Genomic DNA, 20,452 nt, shown 5'->3' with positions numbered 1-20,452 from the left:
CTCGAAAGACTTCCTGGCTGGTTTTGCCTCCGGATACCGTGAGGTTGCTATGACCGGTTAACTGAAGTTGAGCAAGGCAACGAAAAGAGGCGGATGAGCAAGGTTCGAATCAACGATCTGGCGCGTGAGCTAGAGGTTAAAAGCAAACAGATTCTCGATGCCCTGGAGACCATGGGTCTGGCCGAGGGCAAGACCCATTCCAGCTCCATTGAGGCGGGCGAAGCGGAGCGTGTTCGAGCACATTTTGAGCGCGGCTCCCGTCCAGCGTCCGGTGCGCGGCACGACGCAGAGCAAAAGCCCAAGATCGACCTGTCCAACATTTCCAAGCCCGGCGATGCTCTCAAGGCTATTCTCGCCCGCAAGCAGGAGATGGAGCGTCAGGCCCAGTTGTCTCAGCGCCCCGGCGGTGCTCCGCCCGTGGTTGTAAGGCCGCCGTCTGGTGCGCCTACATCCGCTCCGGCAGCGCCTCGTCCCGCGGTTCCGGCGCCAGGCACGGCTCGCGTCGCGCCTTCAGCGGCATCTGCCCCGGCTGCGCCAGCCAAGCCTGAGCCGCGTCGCATTGTTCCGCAGCCTCGTCAGGCTCCGCCTATTGTGCAGCCGCCGCCAGCTTCAGGACCCGCCATCGGCACCCGTCCACCGTCAGGCCCCGTAGTCGCCAAGCCGGCAGCCTCCGCACCCACTCCGGCACCAGCGCGCCCGGCCGTTGCCGTAGCGCCGCCCGCCGGTGCAGTCGTGGTCAAGCCTCCCGTGGCTCCCGCTGCCCCTGCTCCGGCAACTCCGGCACAAGCCGTGGTTGTCGTAACCCAGCCCAAGCCGGCTGCTCCACCTGTCGTGGCTGTCGCACCCGCTGCTACTGTTCCCGCAGCGCCGCCCGTGCCCGCTACCCCGGAGCCGGTAAAAACCGTTGCCGCTCCCGCCGCTGCAGTGGTTGAGCCCGCTGCTCCGGCCCCTGTCGAGCCTGTCGCAAAACCCGAGGTTTCAGAACCCGTTGCCACGACCCCAGTTGCTCCTGCTGTCGTAACGCCTGCTGCAACCGCTGCTCCGGCAACCCCGGCTCCTGCGGTCGCCGTCCCGGCTGCTCCAGCCGCACCATCCGGACCTCCGCCGCAGGTTCGCCGCGTGGTCATGCCTCAGACCGGCCCGCGTCCCGTCTACAAAGCTCCGCCACCGCCGCCACCTTCTGCGGCTCCCACCCCGTCTGCGGGTGGCCCTGGAATCCAGCGCGGCAAACCTATCTTTGATCGCCGTCCTCAGGGCGGCCCGGGTGGCGGCTACGGACCCCGTCCACAGGCCGGTCCGCACACACAGCACCCTGCGGGCCCGCGTCCCAAGCATCCCACGCGCCCAGGCTTTGCCGGTTCTGGTCCCGGCGGCCCCGGCGGTCCCCGTCCGGGCTTTGGTGGCTCCCGCCCTGGTTTTGGCGGTCCCCGCCCCGGCGGTTTCGGTGCCGGACCTGGAATGGCTCCGCCGCCGGGTGAAGCGCCGCGCCCATCGCGCGGTCCAAACGCCCCCAGGGGCCGTGGCCGTCAGCAGCAGTATCCGAAGACCAAGGAAGGCCCGATGAAGGGCTTCACGCCGCCGCCGCGTCTCGGTGGCGTGTACCTGGGCAGTGAGCCGCCGCCGATTACCAAGGAAATCACCGTTACCGAAGGTATCAGCGTTAAGGATCTCGCCGAGAAGCTCGAAATTCGCGCCAAGGACCTCATCGCAACCCTGCTCATGCGCGGCGTCTTCGTAACCGTGAATCAGTCTCTCGACGCTGAAATGGTCAAGGACGTCGCAGCCCGCTTCGGTGCAGGCGCTACCGTCATCAGCTACGAAGACGAGATCGCCAACCAGGCTCTCGAAGAGATTCTCGAAAGCGACAACCTCGACGAAGCTGAAGTTCCGCGCTCGCCCGTCGTCACCGTCATGGGCCACGTCGATCACGGCAAGACCTCGCTGCTCGATGCCATCCGTGAAACCGATGTCGCCTCTGGCGAAGCCGGCGGCATCACCCAGCACATCGGCGCTTACAAGGTTAAATTCGCCAAGGAAGGCTCCCCGGCTTCAGGCCGCGAAATCGTCTTCCTCGACACTCCCGGCCACGAGGCCTTCACACGCATGCGTGCCCGCGGAGCCAAGGTCACTGACCTCGCTGTCATCGTTGTCGCAGCCGATGACGGCCCAATGCCGCAGACCATCGAAGCCATCGATCATGCCAAGGCCGCTGGTGTTCCCATCATCGTCGCCGTCAACAAGATCGATAAGCCCGATGCCAATCCGGACCGGGTCATGAAGCAACTCGCCGATCGCGGACTCGTCCCCGATGAGTGGGGCGGCGATACCTACTACGTCAACGTCTCGGCCAAGAAGAAGATCGGCCTCGACAACCTGCTCGAAATGATCTGTCTCGTCTCCGACGTCAAGGCTCCTACCGCTACCCCCGGCCGCAAGGCCGTCGGCACGGTGCTCGAAGCCAAGCTCGACCGCGGACGCGGCACCGTGGCTACGGTTCTGGTACAGAACGGTACGCTGCATGTCAACGAGAGCTATATCGTCGGCAACACCTTCGGCAAGGTCCGCGCCATGTTCGATGACCGTGGCCGCGCCATCGTCGAAGCCGGACCTTCGACTCCGGTCGAAGTCCTCGGTCTCGAAGGCATGCCCGACTCCGGCGATACTTTCCTTGTTGTCGCCGACCGCGACCGTGCCAAGAACATCGCTCAGTTCCGCAAGATGAAGGAGCGTGAAGCGCAGCTTGCCAAGTCGAGCCGTGTTTCGCTCGAGGGTCTTGCCGAGCAGATCCGCACCGCTGGCGTCAAAGACCTGCCGCTCATCATCAAGGGCGACGTTACCGGTTCGGTCGAGGTCATCGCCGACTCGCTGGTCCGCATGTCCACCGAGAAGGTGCGCATCAAGGTCATTCACTCTGGCGTCGGCGCCATCACCGAGAGCGACATCCTGCTCGCCTCCGCATCCAATGCGATCATCATCGGCTTCAACGTGCGTCCTGAGCGTAAGTCGCAAGAGCTCGCGCAGCAGGAAGAAGTCGAAATTCGCCTGCACTCCATCATCTATGAACTGCAGGATGAGATTCGCAAAGCGATGCTCGGCCTGCTCGATCCAACTTTCCGCGAAAACTACCTTGGCCGTGCGGAGATCATCAACGTCATCCGCATTCCCAAGATCGGCACCGTCGCCGGTTCGCGTGTCACCGACGGCATCCTCCGTCGCGACGCCGAGTTCCGGCTCATGCGTGGCACCGAGCAGGTCTTCAAGGGTAAGATCGCCTCGCTACGCCGCTTCAAAGACGACGTCAAGGAAGTCACCAACGGCATGGAGTGCGGTGTCGGCCTCGGCTACAACGACCTCCAGGAAGGCGACGTCATCGAAGCGTTCTCCACCGAGCGCATCGCCAGCGACCTCGGCCGTCTGGCCTCAGCCGTTGCCAAGGAAGCCAAAGAAGCTAAGGAAGCTAAGGAACCAGCCGAAGCAGTCAACTAAACCCCTACACCATTCATTCCGGGCCGGCATCCATCACAGATGCCGGCCTGAATTTTTGCCCAGCCAAAACTCCCCGGATGCCCATCCTTTCTGCATTTTTCCGGACAAAGTGAAAATCACTCTCGCGCACATTGCCATCGCCGCTTGTCATCCTGAGCGCAGCGAAGGATCTGCTTTTCGTTTTTGTCTTTGCTTTTCTTGCTGTCATTCCGCAAGGAATCCGCATCATCTTCGCGTGTAAGCGCGAACCCGAACCACTCCCCGTACACCCACCTACAATGGCACCTATGAAAATCCGGCTCCTGCTCGTCCTATCCCTTTTCGCCACCTCCGCTCTGCATGCTCTCCCCGTGGCTCCATCAACCCCCATGAGCGACGCCGAAAAAGCGCAATACGCTACCCACGTCAAAGCCGAAACCCTCCGCGCCTGGAACGCTTACAAGAAATACGCATGGGGCCATGATGAACTGCATCCCCTCACTCACGAGCCCTTTGACTGGTACGGCCATTCTCTCCTCATGACTCCCGTCGACGCCCTCGACACACTCGTCATCATGGATCTCAAGCCACAGGCCGACGAAGCCCACGGCCTCATCGACACCCAGCTCAACTTCGATCAGGACATCTACGTTAAAGATTTCGAGATCACCATCCGTATGATCGGCGGCCTGCTCTCGTCCTATCAGCTCACCGGAGACAAGCGCTTGCTTGAGCTCGCCGACGATCTTGGCCATCGCATGCTGCCCATGTTCAACTCACCCACCGGCATGCCCTGGGAATACATCAATCTGCACACCGGCGCCGTTCGAGGCAACGAGAGCAACCCGGCTGAAGTCGGCACAATGCTCATTGAATACGGCATGCTTTCCCGCCTCACCGGCAAACCCGAATACTACGACAAAGCCAAGCGCGCGATGGTCGAGTTGTATAACCGCCGCTCTGCTAAAGGACTCTTCGGTTCCACCATCAACATCGAAACAGGCAAATGGCTCGACTCGACCGCTACTATCCAGGGTGGCACGGATTCCTTCTATGAATACATGGCCAAAGCCGCCATCCTTTTCGACGACAAGGACTGCGCAAAGATGTGGCAGGAGAGCCTTCCCGCCATCAACCAGTACCTCGCCGACGAGCGTCCCACCGGCCTCTGGTATGGCGAAGCCGACATGAACACCGGCGCACGCACCGGCGCTACCTACGGCGCACTCGACGCCTTCTTCCCAGCCGTGCTCGTCCTCTCCAATGAAATCGATCGCGCCGCCAAACTCCAGGACTCCGGCTACAAAATGTGGAACGTCGCCGGCATCGAGCCCGAACGTTTCGACTACGCGAAGATGAAGATCGTTTCTCCCGAATATCCCCTGCGCCCCGAGATCATCGAGTCAACCTACTACCTCTACCACGCAACGCACGATGCAAAGTACCTCGCCATGGGCAAGACCTACTTCGATAACATCATGCGCTACTGCCGCACCAGCGACGCCTTTGCTGCGCTCAAAGACGTGCGCACAAAAAAGAAAACCGATTCCATGGAGAGCTTCTTCTTCGCCGAAACCTTGAAGTATCTCTATCTCCTCTTTTCTCCCGAGTCCACTCTCGACTTCGACTCCATCATCTTCAACACCGAAGCCCACCCCATGAAAAAAAGCCTTGCGGCCGCTCACTGAACCGCATCTTTCTTCTTTCTCTAATCCTCTCTAAACGCAAAAAAAATGCGTGAGCCCAAATGGGCTCACGCCAACCAGAGAGTTACTGTGAAGCTTAGTTAGAATTCGAGCCGCGCTGAAACCTGTCCTGTACGCGCCCCGCCAAAGTCCGCGCTGATGGCGTTGTTGATGACGCCAAAGCTGGACGAGCTCAAGTCGAGGTTCGGATCGTTCAGGTTGGTGTGGTTCAGTACGTTGGTAAACGTGCCTTCCACTTTCAGGTGAACTCGTTCGGTTACTGCAAAGCTCTTGCTTAAGCCAGAGGAAAGATTGACAAGGTTAGGGCCAACTACCGAGCCGACCTGACTGCCGCCAAAGCGTCCGATAGGCAGCGGGTGATCGCTAAGTGGATTGCCATTGGAGTCATACCCGGCGCCCGTGGTGCAGGAGGTTCCGAGCGTCCAGCTTGGGTCTCCGGGGCAGGCAAAGGCTGCGCCGTTAGTCCAGTTGAAACGGGTGCGGCCGTTGGGAACACGGCTCACACCGGGAACGTCATCGGCATGTTGTGCGCGTCCCGGCAGAGAAGCTCCGGCCAGTGTGCCGCCCAGGCCAGATCCGGTTCCTGAAGGGTCGCCCTCGCCGCCGTCGAAGTACGGGGTTTCGAAGTCACCGCTTTGCACAGTGAGGATTGAGGTAAGGCGCCATCCGCCGATGAGTAGATCAGCCGCACGCGCCATGTTTGAGCCGAACATCTTGCCACGGCCAAACGGCAAATCATAGAGCACCGTCGTGTTCCAGCGGTGACGGCGGGTGCCGCCTACGTTGCCAAAATCGACGTTGGGAGTGAAGGGAGTGGTGGAACGGTTGCCGCCGTTTTCCCCGGCGAATCCGTTTTCGGCAGGGCCCTGGTTATCGGCCAGCGCCTTGGCGAAAGTGTATGTGGAGTGGAACTCCAGTCCATGCTGCAGACGATGGCTCGCTTCGAGCTGCACGGATTCGTAGCTCGCATCGGCGCCTGTGGCGCGCGTATTGATTACGCCCCAGTTGGGATAGCGGCTAGCCGAAAGAGGCTCGTTGTTGGCCGAAACTGTCGACGAATAGGGAAGCGTGTTTTCATCCGGCGCCCAAATGAGCTGGTGTGTTTCCGAACCGATGTAGGTGATGCGGGCTGCATATCCGCTGCCCAGGTCATGGTCAATGCTCAGCGACCACTGTTCCGTGTATGGATCTTTCCAGTTGGTGCTGTTCGCGGTGCCGAAGTAGTCGCTTCCGTAGCAGTTCGTGCAGGCGCCGTTGGAACCGGCGTAGACATTCGGCCACTGGAAGCCTACCGCGTGCGTCGAAGCGTTGTAGGAGTTGGTATAAGTAGCGGTGGCAGCCTGGATGGTACCGGTAAGCGAGTAGAAAGCGGAGCCGCCGAGAGTGTTGTTGTAGATGCCATAGCCGCCGCGTACGACCCAGTTGTCGCTTGAGGTGGGGCGATAGGCAAAGCCAAGGCGCGGCATGAAGCGCAGCTTCGGATATTTCCTCAAGCCTTGCGGAAAACCAGCCTGGCTGTAGTCCTGTACGGGCATGCAGGGCGCGCCGTTGACCGTTGCGCTATTGGACGCAGTAACACCATCCGGATCGCAGGCATTGGCGCTCGCGAGATAAGCCTGTGCCAGTAGCGATTGCTTGCCGTCTGGATAGATGATCCCGCCGGAGAGTGCAGGAGACGTGTTGAAGTTGCCGATGTCGCCGCCCCTGTCGTAGTAGCCGGGCTGCAGTTCATAACGAAGGCCATAGGACAGAGTCAGGCGGGGAGAGACGCGCCACTCATCCTGGGCAAATGCATGGTACTTGAACGAGACACCGTCATTATCCTGCCGCACGACGTCGTAGAAGCTCTGATAAGGAGTTCCCAGCAGGAAGTCGGCAAAGTCGACGGGTTCGAAAAGACCCGAACTGTTGCTTTTGTTGAAATAGTACGTGCCGTAGTTGTCGTCTCCCTGGAAGCCGAGGGTCGAGTACGCTTCCACCGTCTGGACGTTTACGCCTGCCTTGATGGTGTGCCTGCCCTTGGACCAGATCAGGACATCGTTATAGTCGTAGGTATACGACTTACTGGGACTATTGAGACGGCCAACGGTGAGGCCAGTCAGGTTGTTGAAGCCCATGTCGGGTAGCCCATTGAACCACAAATCTTGCAGGCCAACCCAGCCTTCTCCCGAGGTCCACGCTGTTCCGTTGTATGGGTTGACGCTGGTTGAGGTCCAGCGAGTAAAGCCAAAGCTGCCTTCGTTGATGAGGTTGGGCTTGATCGACCAGTTGGCATCGACCTTCAGCACGCGGCTCTTGCCACTATCCACATACGAAGGCAAATTGTATTGAGCATAGGCATTTGAAGCATCGTTTTTCCAGGTGAACCGGCCCCAGAGAAGGAGCTTCTGGTTGGAGCCGAAGTACTGGTCGCCGCGGATATCGAACTGATCTGAGTGAGCGCTCGCATCCACATTCTTTTCCCAGTTAGGGGTGCCGTCGTCCGTGTAGGCAGTGGGATCGCCGATGTTCGGGTCGGGGAAGAACGTTGAAAGCGTATCCGAGGAGATTTTGTTAATGAGGCCGCTCGGGAGCGCGGTCCCCAGGTTCGCGCCGGTGAAGGGGTCCACAAGATCAGGTGCGCCGTCGAGGCTCGACGAGGAGTACTTTGAGAAGTCGCCTTGCTTCATCAGGGTGCTGGGAACCTTGGCGAATTGCGTCACCTGGGACGGGTGGCGCCATCCTTCATAAGCGCCGTAGAAGAAACTCTTGTTGTGGCCGTTGTAGAGGTGAGGGATCTCGACCGGGCCGCCCGCGCTTGCGCCGAAGGTGTTGCCGATCAACGAAGGCTTGGTGGTCGTCGTTGGGTTGGTGTAGGCAATCGCATCGAAGTCCGAGCTCTGGTAGTACCAGAATCCCGCGCCGTGAAACTGGTTGGTGCCGCCTTTGGTGGTGACGATTACCTGTCCTGGCTCGCCATATTCGGCGCTGTTCAGGGCGCCGTCAGCGCGGATTTCTGAGATCGACTCGGTCGAGGGGAAAGATTCCGACAGGATGTTGCTGCCGCCAGGATCCTTCAGCGTGACGCCGTCAACCGTGACGTCGGTCTGGAAGGGCAATGCCCCCTGAAGTGAGAAACCGTTGCTGCCGCTGTTGCCGTCCGCCTGCATGCCGGGCAGCGCGCCAAGAATCGCAAATGCGCTGGTTCCGCTGAAGCTGGCTCGGGTGTTCACCGGCAGATTGGTGGCGTCATCCGAGGTAAATGTGCCGCTGATCGTAGGGCTTTCCGTTTCGATCGCTGAGGCAGCGTCGGCGCTCACCGTTACCTGCTGCTGAACGGAACCAATCGCCAAGGTCGCGTCCAGATGCAGCTGCTGCCGCACTTCGAGCACGAAACCGTCAGTCCGCCACGTTTCGAATCCTGGCGCTTCCACTACAAGGTTGTAGTGAGCAGCCTTGGCGTCCTGGAAGCTAAAACCACCGTTGGAAGTGGTCGTGGTTGAGCGAACGGCGCCCTCGTCCGTGTTCGTCAGCGTGACGGTCGCTCCGGGCACTAATGCGCCCTTGGAATCCTTTACCGTGCCATCAACTGAGCCCTGCGTCTGCTGAGCGTGCAGCTGTACGTGAAACAGTGTCAGTAATGCGATGACAGTTGCTAATGTCCATCGCAGATTCCGCAATCGCGATGGATGTGTGGCCTTTTGCATACGTACTGCCTCCTGAAGATTGCTGCTGATTCTGTCTGCCAATTCCGTTTATGTGCGAAGAAATGCGTTGTGAAAGCGGGGGATGAAGACGGTGAACAGATCGCTACAGGTAAATCCGCGAGGCACACGTATACCCCACTTGCCTCTGCATGACATATCTAAACAGGCATTTCCCCGGGAAAGGCAGGTTCTTAACGGTTCAGCATCCGAGCGTTTTATTGATTTCATTGAAGTTATATTTCAGGTATTCGCAACATGTTCACGAAACTGTGAAACTTCATAAGCGAAAACCAAAGCAATTTAATCCGCATTCACAAACCTGGATTATGCTGAAAAGGAGATTTCCTACCTTCGTCACTGTAGATCAGGAGAGCTGCCTTGGCCGCCGCACCGCCTCTGCCCAAGAGCTTTGAGGACGCCGCCCGCCAACACCTCGCCGTGGAAGCGGAGCTGGAGCGTGTTTGTAGCAGCCCCCACTTTCGTTCCAGCCGGCGTTCCTGCGAGTTCCTTCGTTATATCGTTCAGGTCACGCTTTCCGGTCGGCTCGACTCCCTGAAAGAGCGTTCCATCGGTATCGATCTCTTCGGCAGGGACACGTCGTACGAGCCCAGCTCCGACGCTACCGTTCGCGTCCGCGCCAACGAAGTCCGCAAACGCCTGTCGTCCTATTACGCTTCCGGTGACGCTCTGGTCGAGAGTCATTCCATCCGCATCGAGCTCCCCACCGGCACCTACATTCCGCGGTTCATACCCGACTCAATACCGCTCCACCCTCAAGCTGCCCCGACGCAACCTGAAACAGTACATGGCACTGCTGAAACTATCGCCGCGCAGCTTCCAGCTCGATCCGCTGTAGTGCCGGTCATCAGCTCCCTGACGCTCATGCGTCCTGCGCTTCTCGCTCTGCTTCTCTGCACTCTTCTGCTGCGTCACAAACTGGAGAATCGCGAAGAATACCTCCGCTTCTGGGACCGTCTGCTCTCCGGCCGCAGCGCCCTCGTCCTGTCCGTCTCTCCGCAGGATCGCCCCAGCCTCGCCTCCAGCCTCTATCCTCTGGTCTGGGTCGCAGGGCGTTATGGCGTTGACGCAACCATGCAGAGCGACTCCCTGACCGGCGTCAAGCCCGAAGCCCTGGCTTCCGTCCAGGTCGGCTACATTAGCTCCACAGAGCCAGGCGACAGCCGTCTTCGCTGGACCATAACCGCCACTCCTCACGAAACCGCCGCAACCGCCAGCCAGCCAGCAGACGGCAATCTGCCCCTCCTCGTCGACCATCGCTCCTCCACGCAGAAGGGTTCAGCTCTCATCCCTCACGCGGCCATGGCTTTGCTGACCATCCTTCCCGAGGATCCATCGCTCTTGCACGTCCAGGGCACCGACGCAGCAGCTATTCGGCATCTGCTCGAAGACCTCACCGTTGAACACAACTTCCCCCACGGCCTCACCGAGCATTTCAATAGCCGCGGCGTGCTTCAGGTTCTCGAATACCGCGACACTGCCACAGGCGCCTGGCAGCGCAATACCTTTTGGGGAGACGCACAATGAGCGCGCCCACCGGACAGGCATCCTACACCCGATGGCGCTCGGCAGCCTTCACATCGAGCTGGCTCCTCTATGCCGGTTATTACCTCTGCCGCGAAAACCTCCGCAGCGTCCGCACCTTGCCCGGCTCACCTCAGGCACAAAATGATCTCACGGGCCTCCTTTTCAACTTCTCCCTCGCCTATGTCATCGGACACGTCGTTTCCGGCAGCCTTTCCGATCTCCGCAGTGCGCGCAAAGTCGCGCTCGTCGGTGGTCTCATCTCCGCCGCTTGCACCGCCTCCATGCTGTGGACCCACTCCACCCCAGCGCTTCTTGCTTTGGATCTGCTCAACGGCTTTGCTCAGGGCTTCGGCTTTCCAGCACTCGCCCGTATGCTCGCCGTCTGGTTCCGTCAGCAGGAGCGTCCTGGGGTGCTCGCCTGGTGGAGCGCCAGCTATTCCGTAGGCGGAGTGCTCGCAGGCAGCCTCACGCTCTGGTTTGCAACCACCCAGCTCTTCATGCCCAGCTGGGGATGGAAACGCTGCTTTCTCTTTCCGCCGCTTCTTCTCATCCTCATATCAATTTGGTTCTACGTCACCACTCGCGACGAGCCGGAAGATGTCGGCCTGACACCGGTCGAGCCCGGCGACCGCAAGCCGCGCCGCAGCCTCTGGTCCGGATGGTGGACTGTTCTCTCCAACAGCCACATCCGCACCATCGCCGCCATGTATTTCTTTCTGAAGATGACGCGCTACGCCCTGCTTTTCTGGCTTCCACTCTACCTCGTCCAGACCACGCAGCTCGCTCCCAGCCGCGCCTCATCTACCGCCGCGCTCTTTGAATTCTTCGGCTTCGTCGGAGCAGTCTTCGCCGTCCGCGCCTCCGCGCGATGGTTCCAGTCTCGCCGCTATCCCGTCGCTGCCATCCTGCTTTTCGGTCTCGGATTCCTCGCTCTCATTCAGCCCATCGTCTCCACCTTCGGCTGGTGGGCCTCCGCCGTCAGCATCGCCGCCATGGGTCTGCTGGTCTACGCCGTCGATGCCCTTATGGTTTCCGTCGCCGTCCTCGAGTCTGTCCCCCTCGACTGCTCCGCCCGCGCCATCGCCGCCGTCAACGGAGCCGGTTCCGTCGGCCAGATGCTTTCCCCGCTGCTCGTCACCTGGTTTGCCCTCCACTACGGCTGGGACAATCTCTTCAATCTCTTCCTAATGACCTCGCTCGCCGCCGCAGCCATCGTCGCCCCGCGCTGGAACGACGACTCGCGCGACCTACCTGCCTCGGCTCCCGCAGAGGCATAACGCACCCCTCAATCCCATACACCAAAGGCGTATCGAGAATGCTGACAAACCCGCTGCTTTGAAAGGGCGCGAGTTTACTCGTGCCGTAAAAGCCGCAAATAGAACACGGCTTCAGCCGCTGAGGGATGCAACTCCTGCCGGACTTTGTCAGCAGTCTGAAAATGCGCCAAAGGCGCATCTCATACCAGCCCAGGGCAAAATAGCCCAGCCGAATCGTTAGATTCGGCTCGCATGACGCCCTGGGTCCGAATTGCCAGGAATGACTCACGCGGGCTGAAGGCCCGCCTCATAGACGCTACATCCGTGCATCAGCTAATTGTCTAATCATTCGGAGTCAGCCTGTTCAAAGCAGCCCGGCTCCCCGGCTTCACAGTGAACCGCTTGCCATCAAACACAAACTCCACATCGTAGCTCTTCACGCCTGGCAACTCACCTTTCGATTTGCTCTTCTCGGCTGCGGCCACGCGCCCGCAGGTCACTTCGCCCATCGTCGCCGTAATGGTAAGACCGGTAATCTGCCCAGTATCCGCAGGAACAAACTTCAACCCTTTGATCTCAGAGCTTCGCTCAATCTGACTCTCATCCCCGCATTCGCCCGTAGTATCCCTCACAGACAACAGCGTCTTGCGTGTTTCAGTTCCCGCCGCGCTGAACGCGGCCGTGAACACATACGCATCGGCTTCTCCCTGCCCACCCCATCCACCGCGGCAGATCAGATACTCACGCCCATCCGCAAACGCAAATTTATGGCATTCATCCGTGATGAGCCCGGCACTGTAATGCAGCAGCCGCGCCTTGCCTGCCTCAACAGAGAACACATAGCTGCCGCCAAAATTATTCGAGTGCGGCTCGCAACCGTAGCCGCTGAGAATCAGATTGTTCGCCTGTACTGAGGTGAAATGCCCCGGAGTTTCCGCATAGATCTCAAGCTTGCTCGCGTTGTCTCCAGCAAACGCAGCCCCATCGGGACACACGCTGCATCCCGAGACGCTGCCGTCCTTGTCGCGCGTCAGATGTTTCTGGCTGCAAAGTAGCCGCATCGCAGCTTCGATATCCGTGGCTTTGACGCCCGCAGAGGCAGTGTTGAATTGGGGTTTGTCTTGCCCTATGCAAACAAGGCAAAACGCGACGGACAACAACGCGATTGAAATCCGCAAAGAAGTGAGCAGCCGCATCCGATGCCGACTTTCCGGCGTCAAGGCTCGGGGGATGAGTGCGCCAAAGGAGAATGCAGCCGATTATACTCAATGCACATTTCCCCTCTGTCGACGGGTGCCCCAGGTCTCGATTTTGAGACCTGGGCTGAATTTCAAAAGCCGGTTCAGTTCGAACGACAGTTCTACTCATCCCGCAACAGCAGCAGCGGATCAGCTCTCAGCGCCCGGCTTGCAGGAATCCACGTAGCCAGCAGTCCAAGCAGCATCATCGCGACCACCACGCCGCCCAGCACCACCGGATCGCGTGATGTTGCCTGATACACGATGGATGTCAGTACCTGGCTGGCCGCAACTCCAAGCCCAAGCCCAGTCAGCGAGCCAATCGCCAGCAGCTTCAGTGATCGCCCCAGAGCCGTCGCCAACACCTCGCGCTTCTGGGCGCCCAGTGCAATGCGGATTCCTAGCTCCCGCATGCGCTTGCTCACCGAATATGAAGCCATGCCAAACACACCAGTGATCGCCAGCATCGCGCCCAGTCCACCAAGAACACCCAATGCGATCGTTGCAGTACGCGGCGCAAACAACGCAGTATCCAGTTCCTTGTTCCACGTGTTGATCACCAGCGGCAGCCCCGGATCGACGCTATGCACCGCATTCTCAATCGACGGCTCCAGATCACTTAAACTGCGGTCTGACCGCACAATCAGCCAGGTATCGCTGTTTGGAACCTGCAAAATCGGATAGAACATCGCCGGTCGTGGGTCCTCGGCAAGCGTTGTGTACTTGCCCGTCTCTGCCACACCAACCACCTCCACCCGCTGTCCGTCCCCTGTCTTGAAGAACGATCCAACCGCCTTCTGCGCCGATCCAAATGCCTTGCGCGCAAATTCGCTGTTGATCACCGCTACCTTCGGCGCGTTCATATTGTCGTGCCAGTTGAACTCGCGTCCTGTCAGCAGCTTCGTCGACGCAGTGACAAAATACCCCGGTGATACGCTGTACTGCATCGCATCCAGCATCGTGTTTGAAGACCGGTAATCCGTCGTTGCGTCTGAATACACATACGAGTCGCTCCAACCCAAATCCAATGGAATGCGATCCGCAAATGCAACATCCTTCACGCCTGGAATGTTTGCAATCGCGTCGAGAATGCGCTTCTGCACTACCGGTACCTGGTTGCCTTGATATCCCGCCATGTCCAGATCTGTGTCCACCTGGTACGCACCATTCGGATCAAATCCAAACGCGCTCTGCATCGATCGCACCATGCCGCGTATGGCGACCAGCGACGCCGTCACCAGTACCGCGCACACTGCAATCTGTCCTGCCACCAGCACGTCGCGCAGCGTAACTCGCCGCCCACTTCCAGCAGCACTGCCTGACTTTACGATCTGATAGGGGTCGGCTTTCAGAATTTGCCGCATCGGCACCGCGCCAAACAGCAGTCCACTCACAACAGCTAGGGCAAGTGCCATCGCATAAGTAGCCACGCCCGGCTGCACGGCTATATTGATCGGGATATTCGGCACTGGATGCCACGCGCTTAACCACCTCAGCAGGAACACGCCAGTCGCCGTTCCAACTGCCCCTCCAACCAACGCTACCAGCACTGCTTCGGAGAGCTGTTGCCGCAGAATTCGACCTCGGCTAGATCCCAGCGCCAGACGTAACGCAACCTCTCGCCCACGGTCCGCAGCCCGCGCAGCAAACAAAGCGCCAAGATTCGCGCATGCGGCTAACAGAATCAGTCCCGCCAGCAGCATAAGCGCGGCCACAAACGCACGCACGGGCGCACCCAACATATCGCCCAGAAGGCCGGGACGCACCAGCCCAAACTGAATCTTGTCATCATCCTTGGGATAGGCCGTTTGTAGATACAACGCTACCGATTGCAGATCCGCCTTGGCCTGCGGTGCCGTCACACCAGCCTTCAGGCGGCCCACAACCCACCGTCCCCTGCATGTTCTTGCTTCGAGGCAACTACTGCCTTCCACCTGTTGCTCATCCACCATCGGTACCCACAAGTCCGGGGCGTAAAACAATTCCGACCCGCGAAAACGTGGCGGCGCAACGCCGGCAATAGTGAAAGGATGCTTGTTCAGCAGAACAGCGCGTCCCACAACTGACGGATCGCTATTGAAATGGCTCTGCCAGTACGCATAGCTCAGTATGAGATAGGGAGCGCTATTGGAGCCATGCTCATCTGCCGCGTGAAAGAACCGTCCGAGATAAGGCTGCACACCAAGCACATCAAAGTAGTTCCCGCTCGCTTCATACAGCCACGTCTGCATAATGTGACCATTCACATTAAGACCTGCAGGCGCCATGTCGTATGCAGCCAGACCATCAAAACTGCGCGCCCTGTCACGAAGATCTTTGTAATCCGGATATGACTGCGAAGGCGAGTGATCGGCGCCTCGGTCAACCATGTACAGCCTTTCTGAATTCGGTAAATCCAGAGGGCGCAGAATCAGCGCGTTCAACAAACTGAACACTACAGCATTCGCGCCAATGCTCAGCGCCAGCGTAATCACCGCAGCAGCAGTAAAACCCGGCGCTTTACGCAGCATGCGTGCGCTGTACCGCACGTCATGCCAGATGTTCTCGATCCAGTTCCGCCCCATCGCCTCGCGGCTCTCTTCCTTGATTCGCACATAGCCGCCAAACTCCACATGCGCCCGTCGTTCCGCCTCCGCGCGCGTCAATCCCTCTCGTTCCAGATCATCCGCACGATGCATCATGTGCGCCCGCAGCTCCGCGTCCAGTTCTCGATCGGAGATAGAACTTTGCGATCGTCGCCGAAACCATCGAAACAATGACATATACCCTCTCAGCATGCTCCACCGGAATGTGGATGAAAGCGGACAAAAACTTCAGCGCGGAATGATCTGCGTCATTCTTCGCGCAACAACACCAGCGGATTCACCTTGAGCGCTCTGCGCGCCGGTATGCACGTAGCAACCAACCCAAGCAACAGCATCACCAGCACCGCGCCAGCCATTACGAGCGGATCGCGTGGCGTCGCATCGTACACAATCGAAGCTAACACCCGCGTTGCAAGCAGTCCAAGAATCAAACCCGCGATCGAGCCAAATGCCAGCAGCCGTAGCGATCGTCCCAGCGCTGTAGCCAGAATCTCTCTCCGCTGCGCACCCAGCGCCGCGCGAATCCCAAGCTCCCGCAGCCGCTTGCTCACCGAGTACGTAGCCAGTCCAAAGATCCCTGTGATCGCCAGCAGAGCGCCCATCGCTCCCATCACCCCCAGCGCCGCAGTCGCCACTCTGGCCGGAAACAGCACCACATCCATCAGCGAGCTCCAGCTCTCCACATCTGCTGGCAATCCAGCATCCAGTTGCTTCAGACTGCGCTTGATATCCGCTATCAGCGGCTGAGCCTCTCTCCGCGAACGAATAATCAGATAAGAGTTACTGACAGGCCATTGCAGAAATGGCAGAAAGACCGCTGCCTGCTGATCCTCCGTTAGCGTCACATATTTGCCGTTCTCAACAACGCCAACCACCTGCACGCGCATCCCCGATTGCAACTTGAAGTAGCGCCCCACCGCGCCACCGACCGATCCAAAGATCTTCTCCGCAAACTGGCGATTCACCAGCGCCACTTCCGGCGCGTTCTTATCGTCATGCCATGACACATCTCGACCCGCAAGAAAGCGCGTTCCAGCCGCATCCATATAGCCCGGCGAAACAACATACTTGTAAGGAGCCGCAACCGCATTCGCCTGCTTCAGGTCTGTTGTCTCATTGCGAAACACATTCACCGACTCACCCGCCGTATACACCAGCGGCGGATACCCAGCCACTAGCCCCGCATGCTCCACTCCCGGTATCGCCTGCATCGCCTCAATCATGCGCCGCTGCATGACTGGTACACGCTCGTCGCTGTAGCCCGCCATCGCAAGATTGGTATTCACCGTCATCGCCAGATGCGGCTCAATCCCAAACTCACCATGCATCGATCGCAACAGCCCCCGCACCGCCACCAGCGATGAAGTCACAAGCACCGCACAAATCCCGATCTGCACCACCAGCAGCACATCGCGAACAGTGATTCGCCGCCCCATCGCCGCGGCACTACCTCCGCCACGCAGCACCGCATGCGCATCGGTCCGCAATACTTGCCGCATCGGCAGTGTGCCAAAAAGCAAACTGCACAAAACAGCGAGCATCAATGCAACCACGTAAGTCTCCGCATTCGGCGACACCGGCAGATGAATCGGCGCCCCTGGAAACGGCTGCCACGTAGCCAGCCTGCGCAGCAGCACTACACTCCCCGCAAGCCCCACTGCACCACCCGCGAACGAGAGCAGCATGGCCTCCGTAAGCAGCTGCCGCAGAATGCGGCTGCGATTCGACCCCAGCGCCAACCGCAGAGCGATCTCGCGCCCACGGTCCGCCGCACGAGCCGCAAACAGGCTGCCCAGATTCGCGCACGCCGCCAGCAAGATCAACAGAGCCAGCAGCATCAACCCCGCAAGAAAAGCCTTCGCAGGCCCGCCAAACGCCGTCAGCCCCGGATGAATCAGCTTCGATTCCTTATGACTCACATCCTTCGGATACGCTTTCGCAAGCGCATCCCCAATGGCATTCACATCGTTCGTTGCTTGCTCCGCTGTCACGCCCGGCTTCAAATGCCCGAATGTTTCAAACACTGTTCCCTGACTTGAGCGATCATGCAGCAAACTCGTTCCATCCACCTGATCCTGGTTCACAATCGGCAGAAAGAAATCCGGCGACATGAACATGAGCGTCCCGTGAAAGTTCGGCGGAGCCACACCCAGAATCGTGAAAGGATGCTTGTTCAGCAGCACCACCCTGCCAACCACATTGCGATCATCCGCAAAGCGGTTGTGCCAGTACGCATAGCTCAGCACAATGTAAGGCGCGCTTCCCGATCCATGCTCATCCGCCGCATGAAAGAACCGCCCCAGATAAGGCTGCACGCGCAGTACATCAAAGTAATTTGCCGTAGTCGCAAATGCCGCCGCTCCGTCCGTTTGGTTATTTGTCTCAAGTCCTGGAAAATCAAAGTTGAACGCAGCCAGCGATTCAAAGCTGTGATTACGGTCGCGCAGATCGACGTAGTTCTCGTACGATTGAAACCCCGATTCATCTCCATACGCCGTGCCCCACAGCGTCTTCGCATCCGGCACATTCAGCGAATGCAGCACAAACGCATCCATCACCCCAAACACCACCGCATTCGCGCCAATCGCCAGCGCCAGCGTCACGACCGCGGTAATGGCAAAGCCCGGCGATTTACGCAGCACCCGCAGCGCAAACCGCACATCCTGCCCCAGAATCTCAACAAATCTTCCACCCGCAGCCCGGTGGCTCTCTTCCTTAAACCGCACATAGCCCCCAAACTCCACGCGCGCACGGCGCTCTGCCTCTTTACGCGGAACACCCACCTGCTCCAGATCATCCGCGCGATGCTCCATATGGGAACGCAACTCTGCATCGAGTTCATAGTCCGCCGTCCGTTTCGCGAACAGACCGCGCAGCGCGTCGAAGAATCTCATAGCTCCTCCGCCTTAGCTGCCAGCGCCGCCGCCATCGCGTTCGCCAGCCTGCTCCATCCATCGGCTTCCTCGCGCAGCCTCTTACGCCCCGCCGTAGTCAGCTCATAAAACTTCGCTTTGCGGTTGTTTTCAGACGTTCCCCAGTTCGCCTTCAGCAGCCCCTGCCGCACCAGTCGAAACAATGCAGGATACAGCGCCCCCTGCTCCACCAGCAGCGCGCTCCCCGAGATCTGCGCAATCCGCAGCAGCACGCCATACCCATGCAGCGGCCCAAGCGAAACCGCCTTCAGTATCAGTAAATCCAGCGTTCCCGGCAGCAGTTGCGCCTGTTCTCCCATTACTCCTCCTAATTTGATTAGGAGAGTACGCCCGCTCTCCTAAGCTGTCAAGGAGAGAATCGTCGCAAAACAAATTTGTCAACGCCGCTCGAACTTTGTATCCTTCTTTCCGTCCTTTAGTTTGACTCCCGTAGAAAATCGAAAATCGGAGCCATCATGCCTCCTCACTCGACTTCGTCGCGCTGCCTTTCGATCGTTGCCATTCTCATTTCCGCTTCTGTCCTGTGTGCACAAACGGCCACGACTCCCAGACCCGCACCGCCTCCGCCATCGCCTGAGCAGCTAAAAATTCAGCATGATTCTGAAGCCGACCACCAGCAGATGATGGATCAGCTTCACATCCAATCCCTGCGCCCCTTCCGCAACGGTATGGACCCCAAAAATCCCCTCTACACCAACTACGACGAGTCCAAAGCCAATCCCTATCCCGATCTTCCGGACCCACTCACCATGAACGATGGCCGCAAAGTTACATCCTCTGAAATGTGGTGGCATGAGCGCCGTTCCGAAATCATGGAGATGTTCGATCGCGAGATGTATGGCTTCGCTCCCTATCACCTGCCCAAAGTCACATGGCAGGTTACAAGCACCACGCGCGAGAAAAACGGCGACTTCAATATCGTCACTAAAAAGCTCGTCGGCCACGTCGATAACTCGTCCTATCCGGCCATCTCAGTCAACATCGAGATGACGCTGTCAACCCCCGCGGACGCCAAAGGTCCCGTCCCCGTCATCATCGAGTTCGGCATCGACCCCGCAGTCATGGCCGCCATGCGCAAGCGCTTCGAAGCGCAAGGCTTCAAGTTCCCGCCTACGCCTTCTGGACCTACATGGCAGCAGCAGGTGCTCGCCAAAGGCTGGGGTTACGCGGAGCTCATCCCCGCGTCGTATCAGGCAGACAATGGCGCAGGTCTACGCGAAGGCATCATCGGCTTATGCAACAAAGGCCAATATCGTAAACCAGATGATTGGGGTGCATTAAAAGCATGGGCCTGGGGAGCAAGCCGAGCCATCGACTACTTTGAAACCGACAAGGATGTGAATGCAAAAGAAATCGGCATCACCGGCCACTCGCGCTATGGCAAAGCAGCCATTGTTGCCATGGCCTACGATCAGCGCATCGCAATCGGCTACATCAGTTCTTCAGGTGAGGGCGGCGCCAAGCTCAGCCGCCGCAACTGGGGCGAGCCCATCGAAAACGTAGCCAACGCTACCGAATATCACTGGATGGCAGGCAACTTCCTCAAGTACGCAGGCCCCTTGCAGTGGAACGATCTTCCCGTCGACGCGCACGAACTCATCGCCATGTGCGCACCCAGGCCGGTCTTCATCAGTGGCGGAGCAACCAATGGGCCAAGCGGTAACGCCAGCGATGGCGACGGCTGGGTCGATGCCAAAGGCATGTTCATGGCCGCCGCCGCAGCCAACCCTGTCTACGAACTGCTCGGAGCAAAGGGCCTGAACACCACAACCTTCCCTCCCATAGAAACCCCGCTCATTCAAGGCGACCTCGCCTTCCGCCAACACACCGGCGGCCACACTCCAGCACCGAACTGGCCAACTTTTATCGAATTCGCAAGCCGCTATCTGCACACCGAATAGAGTGCATTACCTGTGATCTTTCAGGAGGTTGTCCATTCGATTTGGACCGGAGAAGCTGGTTGTGACGAGCAACTAGGAATCTTCGGAGGATCGAATGGACATTCATAAGAATGCCCGACTGAGCTATCGCAGTCGAG

11 protein-coding genes are annotated in these 20,452 nt (G+C 59.0%); 5 read left to right on the top strand and 6 right to left on the bottom strand.

The features are described from left to right. Positions 1–93: 93 nt before the first annotated feature. Positions 94–3,486 carry a translation initiation factor IF-2 gene (infB, locus tag OHL22_RS03585; protein WP_263333341.1) on the top strand — a complete coding sequence of 1,131 codons (3,393 nt, stop codon included), beginning with the start codon at positions 94–96 and terminating at the stop codon, positions 3,484–3,486. A 13-nt stretch (positions 3,487–3,499) separates the two neighbouring features. On the opposite strand, the gene OHL22_RS03580 is transcribed toward infB, so the two are convergent. Then, positions 3,500–3,694: a hypothetical protein gene (locus OHL22_RS03580; RefSeq protein ID WP_263333339.1), complete on the bottom strand. Its 195-nt coding sequence runs from the start codon at positions 3,692–3,694 to the stop codon at positions 3,500–3,502. 79 nt (positions 3,695–3,773) lie between these two features. Between OHL22_RS03580 and OHL22_RS03575 the strand changes: the two genes are divergently transcribed. Further along, complete coding sequence (locus OHL22_RS03575) at positions 3,774–5,153, top strand: glycoside hydrolase family 47 protein (protein ID WP_263333337.1); 1,380 nt, start codon at positions 3,774–3,776, stop codon at positions 5,151–5,153. Positions 5,154–5,251: 98 nt separating this feature from the next. Here OHL22_RS03575 and OHL22_RS03570 read toward each other — a convergent pair whose 3' ends face one another. Continuing rightward, on the bottom strand, positions 5,252–8,857 hold the full coding sequence (locus OHL22_RS03570; RefSeq protein ID WP_263333335.1) for a TonB-dependent receptor: 3,606 nt from the start codon (positions 8,855–8,857) through the stop codon (positions 5,252–5,254). 378 nt (positions 8,858–9,235) lie between these two features. Here OHL22_RS03570 and OHL22_RS03565 point away from each other — a divergent pair, with 378 nt between their 5' ends. Together OHL22_RS03565 and OHL22_RS03560 are read left to right on the top strand one after the other, a co-directional pair. Further along, on the top strand, positions 9,236–10,402 hold the full coding sequence (locus tag OHL22_RS03565) for a hypothetical protein (protein ID WP_263333333.1): 1,167 nt from the start codon (positions 9,236–9,238) through the stop codon (positions 10,400–10,402). Further along, the gene (locus OHL22_RS03560) at positions 10,399–11,679 is read left to right on the top strand and encodes an MFS transporter (protein ID WP_263333331.1); all 1,281 of its coding nucleotides are present in this window, start codon (positions 10,399–10,401) and stop codon (positions 11,677–11,679) included. The genes OHL22_RS03565 and OHL22_RS03560 overlap by 4 nt, the downstream gene beginning before the upstream one ends. A gap of 320 nt (positions 11,680–11,999) precedes the next feature. Here the strand turns inward: OHL22_RS03560 and OHL22_RS03555 are convergent, their stop codons facing one another. The 4 genes from OHL22_RS03555 to OHL22_RS03540 form a co-directional block, all read right to left on the bottom strand. Next, positions 12,000–12,854, bottom strand: a complete 855-nt coding sequence (locus tag OHL22_RS03555) for a hypothetical protein (RefSeq protein WP_263333329.1) — start codon at positions 12,852–12,854, stop codon at positions 12,000–12,002. Between the two features lie 164 nt (positions 12,855–13,018). Further along, complete coding sequence (locus tag OHL22_RS03550; protein WP_263333327.1) at positions 13,019–15,658, bottom strand: ABC transporter permease; 2,640 nt, start codon at positions 15,656–15,658, stop codon at positions 13,019–13,021. Between the two features lie 71 nt (positions 15,659–15,729). Further along, the gene (locus OHL22_RS03545) at positions 15,730–18,375 is read right to left on the bottom strand and encodes an ABC transporter permease (RefSeq protein ID WP_263333325.1); all 2,646 of its coding nucleotides are present in this window, start codon (positions 18,373–18,375) and stop codon (positions 15,730–15,732) included. After that, positions 18,372–18,713 (bottom strand): PadR family transcriptional regulator, encoded by a 342-nt coding sequence (locus OHL22_RS03540; protein ID WP_263333323.1) that lies wholly within the window; start codon positions 18,711–18,713, stop codon positions 18,372–18,374. Before OHL22_RS03540 ends, OHL22_RS03545 begins: the two co-directional genes overlap by 4 nt. Before the next feature lie 156 nt (positions 18,714–18,869). Here OHL22_RS03540 and OHL22_RS03535 point away from each other — a divergent pair, with 156 nt between their 5' ends. Beyond that, positions 18,870–20,315: a glucuronyl esterase domain-containing protein gene (locus OHL22_RS03535; RefSeq protein ID WP_263333321.1), complete on the top strand. Its 1,446-nt coding sequence runs from the start codon at positions 18,870–18,872 to the stop codon at positions 20,313–20,315. Positions 20,316–20,452: the final 137 nt, after the last annotated feature.

This window comes from Acidicapsa dinghuensis (assembly GCF_025685685.1).
Classification (GTDB): Bacteria; Acidobacteriota; Terriglobia; order Terriglobales; family Acidobacteriaceae; genus Acidicapsa; species Acidicapsa dinghuensis.
Note: the sequence above shows the minus strand (reverse complement) of the source record. Positions and strands in the feature narration are given on the sequence as shown.

Coding starts and splice junctions, on each gene's coding strand:
- infB (WP_263333341.1), top strand. CDS start 94: ATGAGCAAGGTTCGAATCAACGATCTGGCGCGTGAGCTAGAGGTTAAA.
- OHL22_RS03580 (WP_263333339.1), bottom strand. CDS start 3,694: ATGACAGCAAGAAAAGCAAAGACAAAAACGAAAAGCAGATCCTTCGCT.
- OHL22_RS03575 (WP_263333337.1), top strand. CDS start 3,774: ATGAAAATCCGGCTCCTGCTCGTCCTATCCCTTTTCGCCACCTCCGCT.
- OHL22_RS03570 (WP_263333335.1), bottom strand. CDS start 8,857: ATGCAAAAGGCCACACATCCATCGCGATTGCGGAATCTGCGATGGACA.
- OHL22_RS03560 (WP_263333331.1), top strand. CDS start 10,399: ATGAGCGCGCCCACCGGACAGGCATCCTACACCCGATGGCGCTCGGCA.
- OHL22_RS03555 (WP_263333329.1), bottom strand. CDS start 12,854: ATGCGGCTGCTCACTTCTTTGCGGATTTCAATCGCGTTGTTGTCCGTC.
- OHL22_RS03550 (WP_263333327.1), bottom strand. CDS start 15,658: ATGTCATTGTTTCGATGGTTTCGGCGACGATCGCAAAGTTCTATCTCC.
- OHL22_RS03545 (WP_263333325.1), bottom strand. CDS start 18,375: ATGAGATTCTTCGACGCGCTGCGCGGTCTGTTCGCGAAACGGACGGCG.
- OHL22_RS03540 (WP_263333323.1), bottom strand. CDS start 18,713: ATGGGAGAACAGGCGCAACTGCTGCCGGGAACGCTGGATTTACTGATA.
- OHL22_RS03535 (WP_263333321.1), top strand. CDS start 18,870: ATGCCTCCTCACTCGACTTCGTCGCGCTGCCTTTCGATCGTTGCCATT.